Here is a 24,181-nt window from a genome sequence, read left to right as displayed (position 1 = left end):
GGTTGGCGGACCTTTCAGTGTGTCTTTAGACATGGGCCAGTACCCCAGCGTTTCACGCGTAGAGCAAACCACCAGTTAGACTGGTGGTTCTGATTATTGGAGGGGACAGAGTGTTGTTAAGGTAAAGGTAAAATAGTTCGCTATAAAGTCATCATAACTGTATTTTAATCAAAATATTGCTATAATACTTAGGGCATTCATCTTCGAATGTCTGTTTCTTTTTGTAAGGATGTGATGATAAATTGGGAAGCATTAAGCGATATATGCGCTTTGTTAAACCATATACATGGGAAATTATTTTAACGATTATCATTGGTATAGTAAAATTTGCTATTCCACTATTTATTCCACTGCTCATTAAGATTGTGCTAGACGATATTATTGCAGCAGATGACTTAACAGATGTAGAAAAAACAAAAGAACTATTTTATTGGCTAGGTGGAACTATTATTGTGTTCTTTATTATTCGTCCACCTATTGAGTATTATCGACAATATTTTGCACAACACGTAAGCAACAAGGTACTATTTGATATTCGTAAGGAAATTTATGCACATTTACAGCGTTTAAGCTTAAGGTATTATGCCAATACACGGGCAGGGGATGTTATTTCAAGGGTAATTAATGACGTTGAACAAACAAAAACCTTTGTCATGACGGGGTTAATGAATGTTTGGTTAGATTTGGCGACGATTGTAATTGCGATTGCCATTATGCTAACCATGGATGTGAAGCTAACACTAGTAGCGTTGATCGCATTTCCATTTTATGCTTTCAGTGTGAAATACTTCTTTGGCAAATTGAGAGATTTGACACGGAAACGTTCCCAAGCACTTGCAGGTGTACAAAGCTATTTACATGAACGTGTAGCTGGTATGAGCATTATTAAAAGCTTTACTTTAGAAAAGCATGAACAAAAATTGTTCGATTCAGCAAACGGTGAGTTTTTAGAAAAAGCGCTTGATCAAACAAAGTGGAACGCAAAATCATTTGCTGTCGTGAATACCATTACAGATGTAGCACCATTACTAGTTATAGCCTATGCGGGCTATCAAGTAATAAATGGGTCACTTTCAGTTGGAACAATGGTTGCTTTTATTGCTTATATTGAACGTTTATATGGCCCACTTCGTCGACTTGTTAGCTCGTCCACAACTTTAACACAGTCAATCGCTTCAATGGATCGAATGTTCGATTTAATAGATGAGCCTTATGAAGTCAAGGATAAGGACTATGCTGGTGAACTACCACATGCAAATGGGCAGGTTCGCTTTCACAATGTATCCTTCCAATATGAAGAAACTGGCTCACCTATTATAGATGCTATCGATTTAACGATAAATCCTGGGGAGACTGTTGCCTTTGTAGGGATGAGTGGTGGTGGTAAGTCAACGATTATCAGTTTAATTCCTCGCTTTTATGATACAACAAGCGGGCAAGTGACCATTGATGGAAAAGATGTACGGGATGTCACTTTACATTCCTTACGATCTCAAATTGGTATTGTCCTGCAAGATAATATACTTTTTAGTGATTCTGTCAAAGAGAATATCTTAATGGGGAGACCGGATGCAACAGATGCACAAGTCATCGAAGCTGCGAAAGCGGCAAATGCCCATGACTTTATTATGAGTCTACCTAATGGTTATGACACAAAGGTTGGAGAAAGAGGAGTAAAGCTCTCTGGCGGACAAAAACAACGAGTTGCTATTGCGCGTGTATTTTTAAAAAATCCACCGATTCTAATCCTGGATGAGGCTACTTCTGCATTAGATTTGGAAAGTGAGGCACTGATTCAAGAATCATTAGACAAGCTTGCTCATGAACGAACAACTATTATTATTGCGCACCGTCTTTCTACAATTACCCATGCTGACAAGATTTTCGTCATCGATCATGGTCAATTAATCGAAAGTGGAACACATGAACAGTTAATGGACAGTCAAGGAACATATTATAATTTATTCCAAGTACAGCACTTAGATTAAAATTTTCCGAAAATTACACGGTTTAAGAAATTTTTTCAAAAAAAGCCTTTCATTTATTCGAAAATGGAAGGCTATTTTTTTTTGAAAAATGTAAAAAATTATCTCTTTATAAGATTTTATTATTATGGAAGGCGATTATTGTAGAAATTCTATGTAATTTGCAGAATATTAATGATTGAAAGAGCAATGATTTTTAGTTAGAATTATCTGAAAATAAGGAATTTAACGAAAGTTATAGTATTCTATTAATATTATTATACATTTAAGTAAAATATAGGTAGGGTGGGGCGTTACACATGAGGAAAAAACTACTAGAAATAAAAGGTTTGAAAACAACCTTTTTCACAGATAATGGGCAAATTCCTGCTGTAGACGATATCGATTTTTCTGTCCATGAAGGGGAAATTTTAGGGATTGTAGGAGAATCGGGAAGTGGTAAAAGTGTTACGTCGCTGTCCATCATGGGATTAATTCCATCACCACCAGGTAAAATAACGGGTGGAGAAATTTTGCTAGATGGCAAAAATATTGCTAAATGTACGGATAAACAAATGCAAAAAATACGTGGAAAAGACATTGCAATGATTTTCCAAGAGCCAATGACTTCGCTAAACCCTTTGTTCACGATTGGTGACCAGTTAAAGGAAGCTATATTAATCCATAATCCAAAATGGTCAAAAAAGGAAGCGTTTGCAAGAGCGGTTGAAATTATGAAATTGGTAGGTCTACCACGTGCTGAGGATTTGCTAAAGGACTACCCACATCAGCTGTCTGGCGGTATGCGTCAACGTGTGATGATTGCTATGGCACTTGTCTGTGACCCTCAAGTATTGATTGCGGATGAGCCTACAACTGCATTGGATGTTACAATACAAGCCCAAATTTTACAGCTTATGAAAGACTTAAATAAACGATTGAATACAGCTGTGTTGTTAATTACACATGATCTGGGGGTTGTCGCGGAAACCTGTGAGCGAGTGATTGTTATGTATGCAGGACAAATAGTGGAAGAGGCGCCGATTCATGAAATTTTCACTAATCCTAAACATCCCTATACACAAGGACTTATTCAATCAGTACCTGACATGCGTTATAAAAAGGAAAATTTATACTCTATTCCTGGAAGTGTACCGAAACCAGGAAGTATTCAGGTAGGCTGTCGTTTTGCAGCACGCTGTCAATATGCAATGGAACGTTGTTTACAGGAAACACCACCTTTATTTGAAGCAGCAGAGAATCATAAATCAAGATGTTTTTTACTAGAAAAGCAGGAGGTGGAGCAACGTGTCGAAAGCGTTATTAAAGGTTGAGGGGTTAAAAAAATATTTTCCGATTCGAAAAGGAGTCCTTAATTCACATGCCGGGGATGTAAAGGCTGTAGATGATGTTTCCTTTGAAGTATTTGAAGGAGAAACATTAGGAATTGTTGGCGAATCAGGCTGTGGTAAATCCACAACGGGTCGCTTATTAATGCGTTTACTAGAGCCCACTGGAGGTAAGATAGAATTCGCAGGTAAAATGATTTCAGAATTATCCAACAACGAAATGAGGAAGGCACGTAGAGATATTCAAATGATTTTTCAGGATCCCTATGCCTCACTAAATCCTCGCCATAACATCGGCAAAATTTTAGAGGAGCCTCTTATTGTTCATGGGATAGGTAATGCCAAAGAGCGAAAACAAAAAGTGTTGGAGCTACTTGAGATTGTTGGATTGAATGAATATCATATCAAACGCTATCCGCATCAATTTAGTGGAGGGCAAAGGCAACGTATTGGCATTGCTAGAGCCCTGATGACCAATCCACGCTTAATTATTGCGGACGAGCCAGTATCTGCACTTGATGTATCCATCCAGGCACAGGTTTTGAATTTATTGCAAAAGCTGCAAAAGGATTTAAGGCTAACTTATATTTTTATTTCCCATGATTTAGGGGTTGTGCGTCATATTAGTAATCGAGTTGGCGTTATGTATTTAGGTAAATTAGTTGAGCTGACAGCGAGTGAGGATTTATATGCTGAACCGCTTCATCCATATACACAAGCACTTTTATCTTCGGTTCCTGTTCCAGATCCTACGTTTGAACGGGAACAGATCATCATTTCTGGAGATATTCCAAGTGCATCAAATCCGCCAAGCGGTTGTACTTTCCATACGAGATGTCCGTTTAAAAAGGATCAATGCTCACAGGTAGTACCTAAAATGCAAGAAGTGAAACCAGGTCATTATGTTGCTTGCCATCTTTACGAGGCACTCCAACATTAAATGATATAAAAACTCATAGGGGGAAATTCGATGAAGAAAAAGAAGTTTTGGACTTTAGGTGTAATGCTACTCCTTATTCTCTCGACAATCTTAGCAGCTTGTGGCGGCTCAGATACTAAGGATACGGGTAGTAAAGATACTTCAACTGGTGGCGATACAGCTAGCAGTGGAGAACCAAAAATTTTAGTGTATGGTCGTGGTGGAGATTCTGTAGCACTTGACCCTGCTGTTGTTACAGACGGTGAATCCTTCACGGTGACAGCTAATATTTATGAAACACTTGTAAACTTCGGAGAGCAAGATGTAACAATTCAACCAGGCTTAGCCAAATCATGGGAGGCATCAGAGGATGGTTTAACGTATACTTTCCAGCTACAAGAAGGTGTGAAATTCCATGATGGCACAGATTTCAATGCTGAGGCTGTTGTTAAAAATATTGAACGTTGGAAAACAGGTGCAGATAAACACCCTTACTTTAGTTCGCAATTTGTCGTTGGTGATAAGCAAGTAATTGAATCAGTAACTGCAGAGGGAGACTACACAGTTGTCTTTAAGTTAAGTCAACCTCAAGCACCATTCCTGAAAAATTTAGCAATGTCACCATTTGCGATTGCTTCTCCAACAGCATTTGAAGCAGATGAAGAAGGTTTATCTGCAAATCCTGTAGGAACAGGTCCATTCAAATTTGTTAGCTGGGTACGTAATGATTCAATCACAATTGAGAAAAACCCGGACTACTATATTGATGGCTATCCTAAATTAGATAAAGTAATTTATCGTTCTATTCCAGAAAACTCAGCACGTTTAAATGATTTATTAGCAGGCAATATTGATGTAGCTGATGGCTTAAGCCCATCTGATAAAGCAACAATCGAAGGTGATGCTAATTTACAGTTAATCGAACGTCCATCTATGAACGTTGGTTACCTTGGTTTAACTGTTACACGTCCTCCTTTTGATAATGTAAAAGTGCGTCAAGCAGTCAACTATGCAATTGATAAACAAGCATTAGTAGATGCATTTTATGAAGGGCTAGCTGAGCCAGCGAAAAACCCAATGCCACCAGTAATTTCTGGTTATAACGATGAAGTGACAGGCTATACGTATGATCCTGAAAAAGCGAAAGCATTACTTGCTGAAGCAGGCTACGATGGCAAGGAAATTGAGCTATGGGCAATGCCAGTACCACGTCCATACATGCCAGACGGACAAAAAGTGGCTGAAGCGATTCAAAAGAACTTAGAAGACGTGGGTATTAAATCTAAAATTGTGTCATTTGAATGGGCTACGTATTTAGAAAAAGCTCAAAACGGTGAAGCGGATGCATTCCTACTTGGCTGGACAGGCGATAATGGGGATGCGGATAACTTCCTATACACGTTATTAGACGGCGATAATATTGGTTCTAATAACTATACGTTCTATGATAATCCAGAATTACACAAGATATTAACAGCTGCTCAAACTGAGATTGATGAAGACAAGCGTAATGAACTTTATAAGCAAGCTCAAGTAATTATTTCTGAAGATGCTCCATGGGTTCCACTTGCTCACTCTATTCCAATTTTAGCTGCTAACAAGAAAGTTACAAATTACATTGCGCATCCTACTGGTTCTGACCGTTTAGATGCAGTAGATATTCAATAGTAAATTTCATCATTTTTAATTGAACAAAGGAATGTGAAGAATCTGCTTGCTTTTCTGCGGGTAAGCCGTGGAAATCTCGCAGATTCTTTTCAAGTAAAGATAATGATTATTTCCTGTATGAAAGAATTCAACTAAACATTCAAAACCGTTTAGTGAAGGCTCAACCTTTCAACAGTATATAAAGACTTCACAGTAGATTATGAAAATCATAGAGAGGTGATGAAAATGCTTCACTATATGGGGAGACGTTTACTTCAACTAATCCCAGTTTTGCTTGGAATGACTTTTATCGTCTTTATGTTGATACGGGCAATTCCTGGAAATCCAGCACAAGTTATTTTAGGACAACAGGCAACAAAAGAGGCGGTCGAGGCGTTAAACGCAAGTTTAGGATTAGATAAGCCTTGGTATACACAATATTTTAGTTACTTAGCAGGTATTTTTCAGGGAGATTTAGGGGTTTCCCTACGTACGAAACTACCTGTATCAGAAGAAATTTTCCCATACTTAGCAGCAACGGCCGAACTTGCACTATTTGCGATGATCATTGCGATTGTTATTGGTGTGAATGCTGGCATTATTTCTGCGTGGTTCCAAAATTCTTGGTTTGATTATACAGCAATGATTATAGCGTTAATCGGTGTATCTGTACCCGTGTTCTGGCTTGGATTGATGGAGCAATGGACATTTAGTAGTAAGCTTGGATGGCTGCCTACATCTGGTCGAGAAGATGTGCGAAATCCAATTACCGCCATAACCCATTTCTATTTATTGGATACGCTTATTCAAGGCCGCTTTGATCAATTCATCGAAGTTATAAAACGATTAATATTACCAGGAGTAGCACTTGCAACGATTCCGATGGCTATCATTGCCAGAATCACAAGGTCCTCCATGCTGGAAGTTATGCGTTCAGATTATGTAAGGACTGCAAGAGCAAAAGGACAAAAAATGTTTATTGTTGTTTATAAGCATGCATTAAAGAATGCAGTTATTCCTGTGTTAACGGTAATTGGTCTACAAACTGGATTACTGCTAGGTGGTGCCATTTTAACAGAGACGATTTTTAGTTGGCCAGGAATTGGTCGTTATATTTATGATGCGATTGGCTTCAGGGATTATCCCGTTATTCAATCAGGTATTCTCGTCGTTGCATTTATTTTCATCATGATTAACTTAATCGTGGATTTACTGTACACAGTAGTCGACCCACGGATTAAATACAAATAGAAGGGAGTTGCAATGATGACTGGAGCAATCGATATAAAAAAAGAAGTATCACCAGTTCGAGAAAAGGCAGTAGGTCCATGGCTCGAAGGGTGGCGTAGTTTTAAAAAGAGTAAAGTATCCCTTGTTGGAGCAGGAATTGTTATATTTTTTATTATACTAGCTGTCATTGGTCCGTTCATTGCACCACAGGGCATCAATGAACAAGATTTAACGAAGCGTTTACTGGCACCATCCGCTGATCATTGGTTTGGAACGGATGATTTTGGACGGGATATTTTTTCCAGGATCATTCACGGTGCAAGGATTTCGCTATGGGTAGGCTTTTTCTCTGTTATTTTGTCCGTGATAATTGGTAGTTTACTTGGCATCATTGCAGGTTATTATGGAAAATGGATCGATACGATAATTTCACGTATTTTTGATATTATGCTAGCTTTCCCTAGTATGCTACTAGCGATTGCAGTAGTATCAGTGCTTGGTCCATCTTTACAAAATGCATTAATCGCCATTGCTATTATTAACGTACCGAATTTTGGGCGCTTAATCCGTTCTAAGGTTTTAAGTGTCAAGGAAGAGGAATATATAGTAGCGGCAAAAGCAATTGGTATGCGTGATGCACGAATTCTATTTTCGCATATTTTGCCGAATTCCATAACCCCAATAATTGTACAGGGAACACTAGCAATTGCGACAGCCATTATTGAAGCGGCAGCATTAGGTTTTCTTGGGCTAGGGGCTCAAGCTCCAGCACCAGAATGGGGAAAAATGTTAGCGGATGCACGGAAGTTTTTATTAAATGCTCCGTGGACGATGATTTTCCCTGGTTTAGCTATTATGTTAACAGTTTTAGGCTTTAATCTAATGGGTGATGGACTACGAGATGCACTTGATCCAAAAATGAAAAGTTAGTAAATAAGACAATAGCCTTCTACAAGTTAGAAGGTTTTTTTAGCTGCTTGGACCATTGGATATAAAAGGAACATTTTTACTACAAAAACGTTTTATAGTATAGAACAAGACGTGAGGGGCTTTCAAAAATAAGAGAAAACACCTTTTTGGAGCCATTAATTGAATTTTTTGTCACGTTATTTTAGACTTAATTTAAGTAGAAATCTTTTAGCTTAGTAGATTATTGCTTACCATAAAATCTTTCGACTGAAATACATATTTTAGGAGGGTGTTAGAATTGGGGATTAATTTACAAAAAGGACAAAGAGTTGATTTAACAAAGGGTAACGCAGGATTAAATAAAATTAAAGTTGGTTTAGGGTGGGACCCTGTAGGCCAAGAGAAAAGTGGCGGCTTTTTAGGTGGTTTATTTTCTAGCAGAAATAGTGGCAGTGGCAGAAGTATCGACTGTGATGCTTCGGTATTAATGTTACAAGATGATAAGGTTGTAGCGGGTGACGATGTTGTTTATTTCGGAAAATTAACAAGTAGCTGCGGTTCTGTTCGACATTCAGGTGATAATTTAACAGGTGATGGTGATGGTGATGATGAGGTAATTACAATTGAACTATCGTCTGTACCTTCGCAATATAACAAGCTTGTGTTTGTTGTAAACATTTATGATGCGGCAGGTCGCAATCAACACTTTGGTATGATTCATAATGCATATATTCGTGTGTATGATGACAGGACAGGAAGCGAACTAATTCGCTATAATTTAACTGATAATTATTCGAATTTAACGACGTTAGTATGTGGAGAAATTTACCGTCATAATAACGAATGGAAATTTGCTGCGGTTGGTACGGGAACAAATGACATAAAGCTTGGCGACGTTGTTCGAAGATATCAATAAATAATTGACTAAATAGGAGGAATAAAAATTATGGGCATTTCACTACAAAAAGGTCAAAAGGTAGATTTAACTAAAACAAATCCAGGATTAACGAATGTGGTTGTAGGTTTAGGCTGGGATACAAATAAATATGATGGTGGTCATGATTTTGACTTAGACTCCTCTGTGTTTTTACTTGCTGATACAGGTAAAGTTGCAGATCAAAATGATTTTATTTTTTATAACAACACTACAGGTGGCAATGGTTCAGTTGAGCATTCAGGCGATAATTTAACAGGTGTAGGCGAAGGTGACGATGAAGTGGTGAAAGTGGCATTAACTCAAGTACCTGCTCATGTTCAGCGACTAGCCTTCACAGTAACCATTCATGATGCAGAGTCTCGCAGTCAAAACTTCGGTATGGTGTCTAATGCCTATATTCGTATTATGAATGCTACTTCCAACGAAGAAATTATTCGCTATGATTTAGGCGAGGACTTCAGTATTGAAACAGCTATTGTTGTAGGGGAATTATATCGTCATAACGGAGAATGGAAATTTAATGCGATTGGTGCAGGCTATCAAGGTGGCTTAGCTGCTTTATGTAATGATTATGGCTTAAGTGTAAACTAAAATTTCATCTTTGGACGGAAAGGGAGATTTTTGAATGGCTATACAATTAAGTAAAGGGCAACGCATTGATTTAACAAAGCAAGATCCAGGCTTAAATAGCATTGGCATTGGTTTAGGATGGGATGTAAAGCAATTTGATGGTGGACAAGACTTTGACCTGGATGCATCTGTATTTTTACTAGATGCTTCAGGTAAATGTCGTAATGAACAGGACTTTATTTTCTATAATAATCTAGCCAGCCCAGACCAGTCTGTTGTCCATACAGGAGATAATCGTACAGGTGCAGGGGATGGGGATGATGAAAAAATTCTTGTCAACTTAAAGCAAGTATCACCTCAAATAGAAAAAATTGTAGTGACAGTTACTATTTACGATGCCGAGGGACGTCATCAAAACTTCGGGCAAGTCTTAAATGCCTATGTACGATTGACGAACGAAGAGTCGGGATCAGAGGTATTGCGTTACGATTTAGGTGAAGATTTCAGTATTGAAACGGCTGTAGTATTTTGTGAGCTGTACCGACATAATGGTGAGTGGAAATTTGCTGCAGTAGGTTCAGGTTACCAGGGTGGACTAGCTGCTTTAATCAATGCATATGGCCTACAGTAACTATGGGACATAGGTGCATGGTGGAGGATCTGATGTGGATGTATTAAATGAGATATTAAATACATATGCACAGTTTTTAAACTAGCAGATGTAACAGGGGCTTATCATAATACACTGAAAATGTGTGTTAGTATATTGGGGCTACCATCCTTCGCATGAAATTTTCGTTATTATTTTAATAGCTGCATTCTTATTGACATTTGTTATTTACAAGTTGAAGAAGAAAATAGCAGTGTAAACAAGGCACTGTATTAGTCTGTATGGAACAGGCTGATACAGTGCTTTTTTCACAAAAGGCATAGTTACTGGGGAGAGGATTAGATGCAACATTTTGCAACAGAAGCAGAGATGATTTTTTATAAGAAGCCACAGCCGTTTACAAAATGGGAAACGGCGGATATTTTGTCATATGCCCTAGGTGCGACTTTGTATATGCCAGCTTCCATGCCTACGATTGTGAGCTTGATCCGATCACAAAAATATAAGGAACTCACATCACTTGTCATTGATTTGGAGGATGCAGTTGGAGATGCAGAGTTAGTAGATTGTGAAGCTAAGCTGATAGAGGATATTAGTGAATTATATGCACTCTATCAGCAAAAACAGCTATTACTTCAGGAGCTCCCTTTACTTTTTGTTCGTGTACGTCATGTTGAGCAATTTCAAAGGCTAACAACTGTTTTAGGGAAAAAGCAAGAAATATTAACTGGCTATGTCTTTCCAAAGTTTACAGCAGAACAGGGTGCCCGTTATTTCGAGTTGCTTGAACAAACCATTTTAGAAAATGATTTAATTTTATATGGTATGCCAATTTTAGAAAGTCGTGAGGTACTATATAAGGAATCTCGCATGGAAGCGTTATTAGACATTAAAGCGGTTCTACATCAATACAAAGCCCGTGTATTAAATGTACGAATTGGTGCTACCGATTTTTGTGGTATTTACGGAATTCGCAGGCGTATGGATTCTACCATTTATGATATTAGTGTCATACGAGATTGTATTGCAGATATTGTCAATATCTTAGGTCGTGAGGAAGATGGTTTTATTATTTCTGGGCCTGTGTGGGAGTATTTTAATAATCAGCGTGTATTAAAGCCCGCGCTTAGAGTGACACCATTTAGTGAGAAAGGCGCGCTTGATACAAGGAAAGCGTTATTAGACGATTGTTTAGATGGATTAATGAAAGAAGTTTTAATGGATAAACAAAATGGCATAGTGGGAAAAACAATTATTCATCCGAGCCATATCCGTGTTGTGCATGCCCTGTATGCTATTTCGTATGAGGAATACTTAGATGCGCTAAGTATTATAGAAAATAATGATGGACAAAAAGGTGTTATGAAAAGTCACTATGCTAATAAAATGAATGAAATTAAGCCACATATGAGATGGGCACAACGGATTTTAAAACAGGCTCATGTCTATGGTGTTTATCATGAATCTGTCGATTTTGCCTCACTTTTATTACAGTCTGAAATAGGTGGTAGTGTATATGCAACAACAAATGAGTAAATTAAGCATTTTACCGAATTATTCAATTGATATTGAAATTACCTACAATCCCCATAATTTTGCGCTAACCGATTTGTTTAGAATGGCGGCTCGGATTAATAAAAAGAGACAATTTTTGTTTGTAAGCACGGTACTAGGCAAACATTTGGCTGTCCGTCCACAAATCCCTTTACTGACAGGAACTCTTTTAGCAATGATGTATCAGCAGCATCTTACGGGACAAAAGGTAATGGCTTCGTCTGTCGTTAAAGCTTTAAAAGACGGAGCTAATTTGGATGAAGTACAAAAATCCATAGAAGGAACCCTAGAATTAACGGATGAAACATTGTTTATTGGCTTTGCTGAGACAGCAACAGCACTTGGACACGCAGTATTTAATGCCTTTCACTCGAATGCTATGTATATCCACACAACACGTGAAGTGTTACCCGATTTTGAGCCATTTGTTACGTTTGAAGAAGAACATTCACATGCGACAAGCCATAGAATTTATACGGAGGAACCAGAATTTTTACTGCAAACTAAGCGCATTGTGTTAATTGATGATGAGATTACTACTGGAAATACGGTCATTAATATTATTGAGACTTTAATACAGAAATTTCCTTTAGTGAGACAATATGCGGTACTATCTATTTTAGATTGGCGTTCCCAACAGCAGCAAACAATCTTTCAGCAATTAGAAGTACAATGGGGTATCTCTATAGAATTCATCTCCATTATGTGTGGGAATTTTAGCTGTTCAGGCATTCCAAGCTTAACCAGTACACAACCAAACTTACTAACACAGGTTGCACGAGATATGGACATTTGTCCGATTCAAGTATCTGTTGATCGCAAATTCTATCGTTCTGTTTCGGAGAATGGGTTAATAAATAAGTACCCCTATTTGCTAGCAACAGGGAGATTTATGCTCACGTCAAAACAGCATGTTGACCAAAAGCAAACGATACAAGCTATTGCTATGCAATTACAAGAGCTAAGAACAAATGGACCAGCGCTTGTTATTGGCTCGGGTGAGTTCATGTATGTTCCTATGCAAATTGCCTCTTATTTAGGAAATGATGTTTATTTTCAGTCAACTACTCGTAGTCCAATCTATTGTACGGATGATTTAGGATATACGATTAACGATAAAATAGCCTTTGAAAGTCCAGAAAATAACGGGGTCACTAATTTTTTATATAATCTTCAAAGCCAGTCTTACACGGAACTTTTTTTCATAGTGGAACGTATAGCAAGTAAAGAGGTAGTTGCTCGTGTGGTAAAGGCATTACAAGAAGCCACTAACGCCAAAGTATATGTAATTAGTATGCATGAATTGGAGGTAGAACGATGATATCGACTTTGCAGCCAGATAAAATGGGGAGTTATGCACCAGAGGACGTTATTTTTTTATTGCGTGATATTGGAAGTGCATTCCTTGAAATGGATAATGAGAAACGTGAACAACTCATTCAATCGGGTATACATTATTCGGAAATGCTGCCAGTGGAGAAGCAACCATCGGATACCTACATGAATCTTTTTTATAAAGCGCTAGATGTTCATGCAGAAAGAATAGCAATCGCCGTTGGAGTAGTGGCAGAGCAAATCGTTGAAAATAGAGGATTAGAAAATTTAATTCTTGTGAGTTTAGCTCGTGCAGGTACACCCATTGGTATTTTAATCAAACGGTATATAGCCATGCATTATCATGTGAATGTTCCACATTACTCCATTTCTATACTGCGAGGTCGTGGGTTTGATGAAGCGGCAATTCGTTATATTTTGACACAGCATCCTCTAGGAAGTCTGCAATTTATTGATGGTTGGACAGGAAAAGGGGCAATTACCAATGAATTAATTCAATCCTGCCAAAAGTTTAATTTACGATATCAAGAACAGTTAAGTGCCGATTTAGCTGTTTTGGCTGATCCTGGCCATTGTGCAGCTATTTATGGAACTCGTGAGGATTTTTTAATACCATCTGCTTGTTTAAATTCCACTGTATCTGGATTAGTAAGTAGAACGGTATTAAATTTGCAGTTTATGGATGCAAACGATTTTCATGGTGCAAAATACTACAAAGAATTAGAGGCAATAGATGTCTCCAATCTGTACATAGAGCGTATCGTCACATGTTTTGAACAAGTACAGAGTAAAATTGTGCAACAAATTCAAGAGCAAGAAATCTCTCCAATTACATGGGAGGGTATGAAGTCCGTGCAAATAATTCAACGAGATTTTGGTATTGATAATATACATTTCATTAAGCCAGGTGTTGGGGAAACGACAAGAGTTTTGCTGAGAAGGATACCTTGGAAGATTTTAATTAATCCACAGTACATGCATGAATTGAAACATATTTTATTATTAGCGCAGGAAAAAAATGTATTGATTGAAGAGTATTCGAATATGTCCTATGCATGTTGTGGTTTGATCAAAGAATTATAGAGGAGAATATGATGATATTATTTACATCTGATTTAGATAGAACCCTTATTTATTCTAAACGCATGATGGAGATGTTTCCGCCAGCTACAGAGACAATCGTCGTTGAACACAAGGACGAAACAGCAATGAGTATGATGACACAGGCAACAGCACCCCTATTGCAACAGGTACACCAACATACTTTATTTGTACCTGTTACGACAAGAGCTTTACATCAATATAAAAGAATCCATTTTATTCATGATTTATGCCCTGCTTTTGCAATTACAAGCAATGGGGGTACAATAGTAGAAAAGGGTCAGCCATATGAAAAATGGACACAAACATTATCTAGACGTATTGAAGATTCCTCGATCCCTCGTATGGATATGCTAAAGCTTTTTCAGACAATTAAATCTGATACATGGCTACAACGATCTCTGTATATAGATGAGCTTTTTTATGTACATCATGTAGATATTGATATTTTACCATACGATGAATTACAAGCGATGATTCAAGAGTTTGATATGCATGGTTGGCATGTTCTGCTACAAGGAAAAAAATTGTATTTTATGCCCAAGGTGCTGACAAAGGAAGCGGCTATAGAATATATAAAAGAGTTCTGTACATACGATGTGCATATAGCAGCAGGTGATTCTATTATGGATTATGGCATGCTTGCAATGGCTGATTTAGGTTTTACACCAAATCATGGAGACTTAAAGGATAAACAGCCAAAATTTTTACAAAATACAACTTACTCGCCTCACAATGGTGAAGCATTTACAAAGAATTTATTGGAAACAGTTTTACAGATGGCATCACAACAAACGATCGTATAGATGTTCAAATATTTTTGTTGTCATTAGGTGAGACGTCCTATGACAAATGAATGCTTTAGCATAGGCTGAGGATGATTTTTAGGAGGTGCGTTTGTATGCAAACAATCACAATTAAATCAGTGTTGGAGCGTCATCCTGATGATTGGCTACAGGCGTTTCAAGATTCACCAAAGGATCGTGCATTTTATGAAACAACAGAGCAGCAAGTGAGCTTTAGTAGAATTGCTGTTCGTGTATTGGGCGTACCAATCGAAGAAGATGATTATTTCAATTCGTTATTTACATTGTCACAGAACACTAACATCCATATTTTAAGTGAAGAATTAAATAAACATATTGAACCAAAAGACTTTCAGGCAATACAAACAATCCTTTCGCAGCATCAACAAACTCCACAAGGTCTATCTATTAATCGTTTAGTGGCAATGATGTATGGTTATCAATTAATTCCTAAGCATGATGACAGTGTAATGAATCGCCATTTACAGTTAGCAACCATTAAAGTAGTAGAGCTCTTTCAAAAACAGCAATCGTTAGGTTTGCTAGCAAATGACTTTCGCCGTTTTTTAATTGATATGGTGAAATGGCTAAAAAACCATTGGATTCTATGGACAAAATCCATGAAACCAACAGATGATTTTCCTAAAGTAGTTTGGTATGGGGAAGCAACTCTAAGTCAGCGCTATTTCTTATTGTTATTAATGGAGCTCGGTTGTGATGTGTTAATTTTTCATCCAGCTAAAATAGATGAATTTGCTGAGATTGATCCTAATGATACTTTCTCTATCACATATGCGTACGCCAATCAAACAACTTTACAGCCATTTCCTGATAAGTTGCGTGACCGGCAGGCAACGGTTGGATATCGATCTAGTCAGCATTTTGAGCAATTAATGCATGATCAGCAATCAGGTGTCTATAAGCCTTGGCAGTTTAAAGATTTTATGCCACGCTCCTTAACATTACGGATGACATATGATGATATTTTTATTTATGCAAAAGAGAAAGCTTTGGTTCGACCACAGTTTGAAGTAATTGGGGATGAGATTGTCATTCCAGTCATATTTGCCAAAATTAGTGGGGTTTCGAGCAGACGGGAAGAATACTGGTATTATATGCATCAGTTATTAGCAAATCCGCAAACTGTTTTTGTCCAGAAATTCCCCTATGCACCAACGAGTAGAGCAAATTTTCACTTTCACTATAAGCATTGCCTAGTAAATGGAGAACTATCAGTAGAGCGTATTATGCAAAGTGATTGGTGGCAATACGGTGAGTTAACATTGGAGCTACAGCGTGCGATTGCACACACGATAAAAACTTCTTGTGAGCAGCCCATGTTGAAACAGCAGCCAAATGAGACCTTATATGATTTGCAGTTATTTTTATTTAAACAAATGTCGATGATTCCACTGGAGATCCTAAGATTACTACAAAGCTTTGACTATTCCCAAGAGGTACCGAAGCTGGTATTATATCAAGCACCTCAACAACCAGCTTTATCACGTGAAGATATAGCATTATTGGCCTTTTTAAATCGATTTGGTGTGGATATTGTTTTTTATAATCCGACAGGACAACTAGATTTAGAAAAGCATTTGCAAGAGGATAGTTATGATGTACACCGTTTAGAGCATATGCTGTTTGACTTGCACTATGAAGAACCAAAGCCACAGAAAACTGCACCCGACAAAATCATAAAAAAAATCTTTAATCGTTTTTTCTGATGATAGGAAGGAGGCGGCACGAATGTCGAATAACTCGTTGACGCTGAAGCAGCTGACACTGGAAACAGCAGAAGCCTTCAAAGAACAGTTAAAGGATCATGCAGAGGTACGGCAAATTGCCAATCAAATCAATATAAAAAATCAGATAGAGCTATTAGCTTTGGGAAAAGAGCCGTCTACAAAATTAGCTACTTTTGCAGATCAAATTGTAGCCATCATCACCCAGTCAACAACTTTCGAATCAAATGAATTATTTAAGCAGCTTGAAGCCCTTATGCAGACATTCGACAAACAAGATTTTACAGAGCAAAAGGGCTTTTTTAAAAAGCTGTTTGCACGTAAGACCAAAAATGATGGCGATTTATTTACGAAATATAATGGACTGGGGAGAGATATTGAGAAAATCCATTATCAATTTGTACTGATGGAAGAGGAATTAGCGAAGGATAACCGAGTACTTGCACGCTTATATCAAGAAGACCTCATGTACTATCTTGAGCTAGAAAAGTATATCGTAGCAACTGACATGAAGCTTCATGAGGTCCAAACAACATTGATTCCGATGTATGAAAAACAGAGTGAAGCAGGAAATCAGCTGGAAAAAATGGAGCTAAATCGTTTGCAAGGTATTGCAGAGATGCTTCAGCAAAAAATAGATGACTTAGAAAAATCGCGTATGGTGGCTATTATCACAGCCCCTCAAATCGATATGCTACGTAATGGTAACAGTGAATTGATAGAACAAATTAATGGGGCTTTTGTTAAAACCATTCCTGTTTTTAAAATGGGTTTGATGAATGCAGTTAATGAAAGACGTCAACAATTACAAAGTCAATCAGCCTCTGCCTTTGAAGATCGTATGAGGCAATTTGGGGGAGCTAGCAAGGAAGCGGTGCAATTAAGTACTGCCATGGCTCAACAATCCAGCACTACCAAGACTCTTGAAGAAATGTGGGATACTATTGTATCAGGCATTGCCAATTATCAGCATTTACGTGCTGAACAAACGGTCAAACGCCAACAAGCAGAGCAACAATTGCTAACATTGCGTTCTTAGCTCCTTTCCTCTAAGTAGATTACTACTTGGAGGTTTTTTGTATAAAAAAAGCCGACAGACTTATCTTATTCAATGGGTGATCAAAATCCCCCTGAATCAAGGTAATCTGTCGCCAAAATGTTAGCTATATGAATTCTTCTTCAAATTCTACATTGATTTCATGTCCATGATAGCTTTGGTAAGAAACAATAAGTGTATCAAGATGTTCTAAGTTTTCCTCATAATCTAAAATACGCGATAAAATATAGAGTAGGTGATAGCTAGAAAACTCCGTATCGCCTTCTTCACGAGCAAAGTTGATTTGCTTGATGAAAATTTCCATCAGCTCATTACGTTGGACATAGTCAATGCTTTTACTCCACTCCGAATGCTCAGGCTTTAGCTTCCCTGTATATTTTAAGAGCAATTGCTCATGGTACGTTAGCAAGGAATCAAGTCTCTCCTGAATCATTAAATGAAATTGGGTAGGGAGCTGAGCTAATTCATTTTCGTGATTATGCAAACGCTGTAGCAATTCCAAGCTTTTCTTGGAAGTTAAAATCATTTGACGATAGACTACTAGTTTGCGAGCTTTGACATATTTTTTATTTTTAAAGTAATTACGCTCTTCCTTATATAAATCATACAGCGTATCCACTCGTAGCATACGGTTTTTAAACTTACTTAATGCTGTTTTTGTGGATGTATGCTCAGAAGCTTGCCGTACAGCCAGTCGTGTCCAACGAATAATATCATCTTGTAAAATATAAATTTTGCGAAATAGTTTTACCTCGTATTTAGGTGGTAAGAACACAAGATTTACGACAAATGCTGCTAATACCCCAACTAATATCGTAACAAAGCGTATCAAACCAAATGTTAAAAAGTCATCCCCTTGAAATTCCATAATAGCTACAACTGATACCAACGCTAGCGAAAGTGATTTTTCGAGTCTAAACTTTAACATTAAACCGATAGCTATTATGACAGCTATACCAATGGCAACGACATGGTGGCCAAAAAGTAAGCCAAAAATGACGGCAATTGTCGCACCTATAATATTCGCTTGTACTTGCTCCACAATGGTTTGGTAAGAACGATAAATAGAAGGCTGAATAGCAAAAATAGCTGCAATTCCAGCAAAAACAGGTGAAGGTAGTTTCAACAACTCTGCAATAAATAATGCAAATACGATAGCTACACCAGTTTTAAATACACGGGCACCTAATTTCATAAAGATGTCCTTTCTGTCTAATATTTTTTAGCTTCTTTACATTATAGAAGGAAGTGCTCATAAAATACATAGATTTGCATGGATGAATAAGAAAAAGGCGACTTCTACTTGCAAGTCGCCTTTTTCTTGTCAAGATTATAATTGAGAAAACGCAATATCTACTGCTTCAATTGTTTCCTGAATATCTGCTTCTGTATGCTCAGTTGTTAAGAACCATGCTTCATATTTAGAAGGAGCTAGATTAATACCTTGCTCAAGCATGTGTTTAAAGAAGCGTCCAAATATTTCACCATCAGAGCTTTCAGCTTGCTCATAGTTTTCTACCTTCACATCTGTAAAGTAAATAGTAAGCGCTCCTTTAAGACGATTTAACGTGATGGTTACGCCATGTTTTTTAGCAGCAGCTAAAACACCTTCTTCTAAAATTGCGCCTAATCTATCCATTTCCTCGTATATACCTGGTGTTTGTAGAACTTCTAGGCAAGCAATACCAGCTTGCATAGATGCAGGATTTCCAGCCATCGTACCCGCTTGGTATGCTGGGCCGAGGGGTGCCACAGTATCCATAATCTCTTTACGTCCGCCATAAGCACCGATTGGTAAACCACCACCAATAACTTTACCAAGTGCAGTTAGATCAGGTGTTAGGCCAAGTAAATTTTGAGCGCCACCATAGTGGAAGCGGAAGGCCGTGATGACCTCATCATAAATCGTTAGGGCCCCTTTTTCCTTTGCTGTAGCATGTACTAATTCAAGAAAGCCTGGCTTTGGTTCAACGATACCGAAGTTTCCTACTATTGGCTCGATTAAAATAGCTGCAATCTCCTCGCCCCATTTATCCATGGCTTCTGTAAAGGCTTCAGGGTTATTAAAAGGTACAGTAATAACTTCTTCAGCAGTCGAAGTTGTCACGCCCGCTGAATCTGGTGTTCCTAATGTTGCTGGACCTGATCCGGCAGCCACTAATACTAAATCAAAGTGCCCGTGGTAGCAACCAGCAAATTTCATGATTTTTGTACGTCCTGTATAGGCACGTGCCACACGAATCGTTGTCATAACAGCTTCTGTACCAGAGTTGTTAAAACGTACTTTATCCATCGACGGAATGGCTTCCTTTAACATTTTTGCGAAAGTAACTTCATACTCAGTCGGCGTCCCAAACAATGTACCATTTTCAGCTGCGTGCGTAATGGCCTTTGCAATATGAGGATGACCATGACCAGTAACGATTGGACCATATGCTGCTAGATAGTCGATATAACGATTGCCATCTACATCCCAAAAATAAGCGCCTTTTCCTCGCGCCATGGCTACAGGAGAACCGCCACCTACTGCTTTATATGAACGAGAAGGGCTGTTTACACCACCAACAATATGCTGTAATGCCTCTTCATGTATTGCTTCAGATTTTGCATGATTCATAGAATTGCCTCCTAACTTTTTATACGTAATCTATTGTAGACCTATCGGTGTAAGAAATCCAAAGAAATTAAGAGATATGACTTGATTTGTTACTTAGAGTAAAATAGGACCTACAGAGGAGGAGATTGTATGACATTACTAGAAGGACAAAAAGCGCCGGATTTTTCTCTATTGAACGAAAAGGGCGAGATGGTGCATTTAGCTGATTTTAAAGGAAAAAATGTTATTTTATACTTTTACCCAAAGGATATGACACCAGGCTGCACGACGGAGGCATGTGATTTTCGCGATAAGTTTGAGGACTTCAGTCATTTAAATGCTGTTGTTCTGGGTGTTAGCCCAGATAACGCAAGCAAGCATACAAAATTTATTGATAAGCATGGTTTGCCATTTTCATTATTAGTGGATGAGGACCATGCTATTGCTGAAGCTTATGATGTATGGGTTTTAAAGAAAATGTATGGACGTGAATATATGGGCATAGAGCGTTCAACGTTTTTAATTGATGCTGAGGGGAAGCTTGTAAAAGCTTGGCGCAAAGTTCGAGTGAAAAATCATATTGAAGAAGTATATGCTTATTTAGCAGAACAGGAGGCAAAACAATGAGAATCTATTTTACATTTGAACCTAGACCAGATTTACGAGAACCATTAGTAGCAGAATTTCCACAGCTTGAATTTATCTTTGAAAAGAGCATATCAAATGAAGAGCTTCAACAAGCGGATGTATTAGTTACATATGGTGAAGATTTAACAGAAGAGAGTATTCAATCTGCTACAAAGCTAAAATGGATTTTTGTTGCATCGGCAGGTATAGAAAAAATGCCAGCTCAGGCTATTATTGAACGCAGGATTCTAGTTTCAAATGTTCGTGGCATTCATAAAACGCCTATGGCTGAATCGATTCTTGCTCATATTTTAGCCATTAAACGAGCTTTGCCTTGGATGTATGAGCAGCAAAAGAAAAATGAATGGTCGAAAAAAACACAACAAACGGAATTACGAGATAGTACGGCACTTATTTTGGGGCCAGGTGCCATTGGTTCGGAAGTTGGGCGTTTATTGCAAGCTTTTGGTGTTACAACAATTGGCTGTAACCGCTCTGGTAAAGAAGCGGCCTATATGAATACGATGATTAGTTTTACCAATTTGAAAGAAGCACTACCTCTTGCAGATATCGTTATTTCTGTATTACCAAAAACAACAGAAACGACCCATTTATTAAAAGAAGAGCATTTTGTTGCGATGAAAAACAATGCGATCTTCATGAATTTTGGTCGAGGTAATTTAGTTGATGAAAACGTACTCATTCAAGCGATTGAAAGAAAGCAAATAGGACACGCAGTTTTAGATGTATTTGAAGAGGAGCCTCTGACATCCGACAATCCATTATGGACATTACCAAATGTTATAGTATCACCTCATGTATCCAGTCATTCTTCTCGTTATGTTGAGCGTAGCTTAGAAATTTTCAAGCCAAGCCTAACAAAATGGCTAAAGGGTGACACGGATTTAGAAAATGTTATGGATTTATCAAGAGGATATTAAGGAAAAAACCATTGATTTATTGAGGATAAGCAATGTGTGATTGTTGACGAAGTAGTACGAATTGGATACACTATTTATAACAATTATAAATTAATAATACTTATGGAAGAGGTGCATGACGATGTCTGCAACGCATTTACAAGATGCACTGGACACGTTGAAAACAACTGGTGTACGTATTACTCCTCAGCGTCATGCTATTTTGGAATATCTAATTCAATCAATGGCACATCCTACTGCCGATGAAATTTATAAAGCTCTTGAGGGTAAGTTCCCTAATATGAGTGTAGCGACTGTTTATAACAACCTGCGTGTATTTCGTGAAGTAGGTCTTGTGAAAGAGCTAACTTACGGGGATGCTTCAAGTCGCTTTGATTTCGTGACAAACGATCATTACCATATGATTTGTGAATGCTGTGGTAAGATCGTCGATTTCCATTATCCTGGACTCGACGAAATAGAGCATTTTGCATCACAGGTAACAGGCTTTGATGTGCATTCGCATCGCTTAGAGATATACGGCACTTGTCCATCATGTAAAGTTGCTACTGCTAAAGTACAATAAAAATCCTAGCTCTTAAAAAGGGCTAGGATTTTTTTGTTTTATTATAGGATTGATCGAACTCTTTACCTTCTAGAGTAGGATCAAGTGTTAATGGCTCATTGCAGTACATGCACATATCTACTCGGCCTAAAACCTTTGTATGTTTATGGCAATTAGGACACTCTACTTGAATAGCTCTTGTTGACAGTAATCCGATCCACGCATATACAACTGTGCTACCGATAATACAAAGAACACCTAGTGACATGAAAATTAAAACTAATATCGGGCTGTTTTTAAAGAAAATGCCTCCGTACATGACAATAAAACCAAAAAAGATTAGTGCTAATGCGAATGAACGAATTTTATTAATTTTACTTTTATAAGGTTTCATATTTCATCTTGCCTCCCAATCTAAAATCTACTATAACATATAAGGGCAAAGTATTTTAGCTTTGAACTGAATGAAAGAAGGAATACTTTTAGAGTATGTCGAATTTTTAACGGAACAAAACAACCTATATGAATAAAGGAGGGCTGAACATGGAGCAAGTACTGCGTCCGATATATCAAGAACGTGCGAGTCAGTCGAATACATTAGGCGTAATTTTAGTGGAAAAGCGTGAAGAACAAAGTAACGTTACAGATACATTTGATACGGTTTTACTCATTATCGTAAAAGAAGCAGAGCAACCAGTCTTTTCAAAACATTACTTATATGAAGGAAATAAAATCGCTCTACATACTGTTACGGAGAAATTAATTCGAAAATGGTTACTCATCGGTTCAAATAGAAAGGTTGTTGATTGGATATTCTTCGGTAGAGTATTATTTGATCGGAATGAATTTCTGCATAAACTAAAAATAGAATTGCAGGAATTTCCGTATAGTGGTCGTAAAATTAAAACAGGTATTCAATTTTCAAAGTTAATTCGTCGCTATTTGGAGGGGAAAGAATACTTTGATAAAGGAAGTTACTTAGATGCTTATAATCATGTTGTGGATTCGCTACATCATCTAGGCCGCCTATCTATTATCGATAGTGGCCTGTATCCTGAAGTAACTGTTTGGGCACAGGTGAAAAAAATCGAGCCAGCCATCTATAAGCTGTATGAAGAGCTAGTGACAAGTAATGAGCCAATAGAAAAGCGCTTAGAATTATTGTTTTTAGCAAGTGAGTTTTTAATCCACTCTCGTACACGAGATGGGGCACAGCATATATTAGAAGTCATGCAAACAAAAGAAATGTGGACTATTCAGGAATTACATGATCATCATGAACTTGTTAACTACTCAGTGGATTTAGAAGTGTTTGTTGAGTATCTAGTGGATAAAGGCTATATTCAAATTGAACCCATTGCAGCGAAAAATGATAGGATATTTCACCGTCATTACAAGGTAAATAAAGATGCTCTAGAAATGGGGCAATGACTGTAGTATGCTTGTAATCGAGGTATCTAAAAAATACCTCGATATTTTTTTAGAAAAGTAGTTGACGAATAATATCTTAGTATTGTATTATATTAATTGTCGCTAAGACATAAACGAATAACTCAGAAAAACACAAAAAACTTTTTTAAAAAAGTTGTTGACATGTTTTGAATGAGATGTTAATATAAAGAAGTCGCTGAAAAACGACTTAAATAATGAACCTTGAAAACTGAACAAGCAAAACGTAATCAATAAAGTTTTAAGTAGCTAGCTTCGGTTAGTGAACAAAACAAAAATTTTGGACATCAA

Annotated in this window: 22 protein-coding genes; 19 read left to right on the top strand and 3 right to left on the bottom strand. The window is 37.6% G+C overall.

Annotation, left to right across the window (positions count from 1 at the left end; translation table 11 throughout):
• Positions 1-242 precede the first annotated feature (242 nt).
• From ACZ6ZR_RS37035 to ACZ6ZR_RS36965, 15 genes are all read left to right on the top strand, one after another.
• Positions 243-1,988: an ABC transporter ATP-binding protein gene (locus ACZ6ZR_RS37035; protein WP_315061599.1), complete on the top strand. Its 1,746-nt coding sequence runs from the start codon at positions 243-245 to the stop codon at positions 1,986-1,988.
• Between the two features lie 296 nt (positions 1,989-2,284).
• A complete protein-coding gene (locus tag ACZ6ZR_RS37030; RefSeq protein WP_103118833.1) occupies positions 2,285-3,298 on the top strand; it encodes an ABC transporter ATP-binding protein in 1,014 nt (337 codons plus the stop codon).
• Entirely contained in the window at positions 3,273-4,253 is a 981-nt protein-coding gene (locus ACZ6ZR_RS37025; RefSeq protein ID WP_112116672.1) for an ABC transporter ATP-binding protein, read from the top strand. Before ACZ6ZR_RS37030 ends, ACZ6ZR_RS37025 begins: the two co-directional genes overlap by 26 nt.
• A gap of 30 nt (positions 4,254-4,283) precedes the next feature.
• Positions 4,284-5,900 (top strand): ABC transporter substrate-binding protein, encoded by a 1,617-nt coding sequence (locus ACZ6ZR_RS37020; protein WP_048394768.1) that lies wholly within the window; start codon positions 4,284-4,286, stop codon positions 5,898-5,900.
• A 219-nt stretch (positions 5,901-6,119) separates the two neighbouring features.
• Positions 6,120-7,130: an ABC transporter permease gene (locus tag ACZ6ZR_RS37015; protein ID WP_389455152.1), complete on the top strand. Its 1,011-nt coding sequence runs from the start codon at positions 6,120-6,122 to the stop codon at positions 7,128-7,130.
• A 12-nt stretch (positions 7,131-7,142) separates the two neighbouring features.
• Positions 7,143-8,039 carry a nickel transporter permease gene (gene nikC / locus ACZ6ZR_RS37010; protein ID WP_054549024.1) on the top strand — a complete coding sequence of 299 codons (897 nt, stop codon included), beginning with the start codon at positions 7,143-7,145 and terminating at the stop codon, positions 8,037-8,039.
• A gap of 268 nt (positions 8,040-8,307) precedes the next feature.
• Complete coding sequence (locus ACZ6ZR_RS37005; protein ID WP_465650169.1) at positions 8,308-8,934, top strand: TerD family protein; 627 nt, start codon at positions 8,308-8,310, stop codon at positions 8,932-8,934.
• 30 nt (positions 8,935-8,964) lie between these two features.
• Positions 8,965-9,546, top strand: coding sequence for a TerD family protein (locus tag ACZ6ZR_RS37000; RefSeq protein WP_387256525.1), 582 nt, complete (start codon positions 8,965-8,967; stop codon positions 9,544-9,546).
• A gap of 34 nt (positions 9,547-9,580) precedes the next feature.
• Positions 9,581-10,156, top strand: a complete 576-nt coding sequence (locus tag ACZ6ZR_RS36995; protein WP_016994007.1) for a TerD family protein — start codon at positions 9,581-9,583, stop codon at positions 10,154-10,156.
• 321 nt (positions 10,157-10,477) lie between these two features.
• On the top strand, positions 10,478-11,671 hold the full coding sequence (locus tag ACZ6ZR_RS36990; protein WP_103118831.1) for an HpcH/HpaI aldolase/citrate lyase family protein: 1,194 nt from the start codon (positions 10,478-10,480) through the stop codon (positions 11,669-11,671).
• Positions 11,652-13,010, top strand: coding sequence for a phosphoribosyltransferase family protein (locus tag ACZ6ZR_RS36985; protein ID WP_387256524.1), 1,359 nt, complete (start codon positions 11,652-11,654; stop codon positions 13,008-13,010). The genes ACZ6ZR_RS36990 and ACZ6ZR_RS36985 overlap by 20 nt, the downstream gene beginning before the upstream one ends.
• Complete coding sequence (locus ACZ6ZR_RS36980; RefSeq protein WP_288584161.1) at positions 13,007-14,107, top strand: cysteine protease StiP family protein; 1,101 nt, start codon at positions 13,007-13,009, stop codon at positions 14,105-14,107. The genes ACZ6ZR_RS36985 and ACZ6ZR_RS36980 overlap by 4 nt, the downstream gene beginning before the upstream one ends.
• The gene (locus ACZ6ZR_RS36975; protein ID WP_465650166.1) at positions 14,080-14,931 is read left to right on the top strand and encodes an HAD family hydrolase; all 852 of its coding nucleotides are present in this window, start codon (positions 14,080-14,082) and stop codon (positions 14,929-14,931) included. The genes ACZ6ZR_RS36980 and ACZ6ZR_RS36975 overlap by 28 nt, the downstream gene beginning before the upstream one ends.
• Before the next feature lie 119 nt (positions 14,932-15,050).
• The gene (locus tag ACZ6ZR_RS36970) at positions 15,051-16,658 is read left to right on the top strand and encodes a YceG family protein (protein ID WP_465650164.1); all 1,608 of its coding nucleotides are present in this window, start codon (positions 15,051-15,053) and stop codon (positions 16,656-16,658) included.
• A 37-nt stretch (positions 16,659-16,695) separates the two neighbouring features.
• The gene (locus tag ACZ6ZR_RS36965) at positions 16,696-17,715 is read left to right on the top strand and encodes a toxic anion resistance protein (protein WP_465650162.1); all 1,020 of its coding nucleotides are present in this window, start codon (positions 16,696-16,698) and stop codon (positions 17,713-17,715) included.
• A 124-nt stretch (positions 17,716-17,839) separates the two neighbouring features.
• Here ACZ6ZR_RS36965 and ACZ6ZR_RS36960 read toward each other — a convergent pair whose 3' ends face one another.
• Both ACZ6ZR_RS36960 and ACZ6ZR_RS36955 read right to left on the bottom strand, forming a co-directional pair.
• Positions 17,840-18,928: an FUSC family protein gene (locus ACZ6ZR_RS36960; RefSeq protein WP_048394747.1), complete on the bottom strand. Its 1,089-nt coding sequence runs from the start codon at positions 18,926-18,928 to the stop codon at positions 17,840-17,842.
• A 135-nt stretch (positions 18,929-19,063) separates the two neighbouring features.
• Positions 19,064-20,350, bottom strand: a complete 1,287-nt coding sequence (locus tag ACZ6ZR_RS36955; protein WP_259420330.1) for a glutamate-1-semialdehyde 2,1-aminomutase — start codon at positions 20,348-20,350, stop codon at positions 19,064-19,066.
• Positions 20,351-20,479: 129 nt separating this feature from the next.
• Here ACZ6ZR_RS36955 and bcp point away from each other — a divergent pair, with 129 nt between their 5' ends.
• From bcp to perR, 3 genes are all read left to right on the top strand, one after another.
• Positions 20,480-20,956, top strand: coding sequence for a thioredoxin-dependent thiol peroxidase (bcp, locus tag ACZ6ZR_RS36950; protein WP_048394742.1), 477 nt, complete (start codon positions 20,480-20,482; stop codon positions 20,954-20,956).
• On the top strand, positions 20,953-21,897 hold the full coding sequence (locus tag ACZ6ZR_RS36945; RefSeq protein WP_048394740.1) for a D-2-hydroxyacid dehydrogenase: 945 nt from the start codon (positions 20,953-20,955) through the stop codon (positions 21,895-21,897). The genes bcp and ACZ6ZR_RS36945 overlap by 4 nt, the downstream gene beginning before the upstream one ends.
• A gap of 121 nt (positions 21,898-22,018) precedes the next feature.
• Entirely contained in the window at positions 22,019-22,462 is a 444-nt protein-coding gene (perR, locus tag ACZ6ZR_RS36940; protein ID WP_004230508.1) for a peroxide-responsive transcriptional repressor PerR, read from the top strand.
• 22 nt (positions 22,463-22,484) lie between these two features.
• Here perR and ACZ6ZR_RS36935 read toward each other — a convergent pair whose 3' ends face one another.
• The gene (locus ACZ6ZR_RS36935) at positions 22,485-22,835 is read right to left on the bottom strand and encodes a YgzB family protein (RefSeq protein WP_048394737.1); all 351 of its coding nucleotides are present in this window, start codon (positions 22,833-22,835) and stop codon (positions 22,485-22,487) included.
• A 149-nt stretch (positions 22,836-22,984) separates the two neighbouring features.
• Between ACZ6ZR_RS36935 and ACZ6ZR_RS36930 the strand changes: the two genes are divergently transcribed.
• Positions 22,985-23,872: a nucleotidyltransferase-like protein gene (locus ACZ6ZR_RS36930; protein ID WP_016994017.1), complete on the top strand. Its 888-nt coding sequence runs from the start codon at positions 22,985-22,987 to the stop codon at positions 23,870-23,872.
• Positions 23,873-24,181 lie beyond the last annotated feature (309 nt).

Source organism: Kitasatospora sp. NPDC088742, from assembly GCF_055584905.1.
Note: the sequence above shows the minus strand (reverse complement) of the source record. Positions and strands in the feature narration are given on the sequence as shown.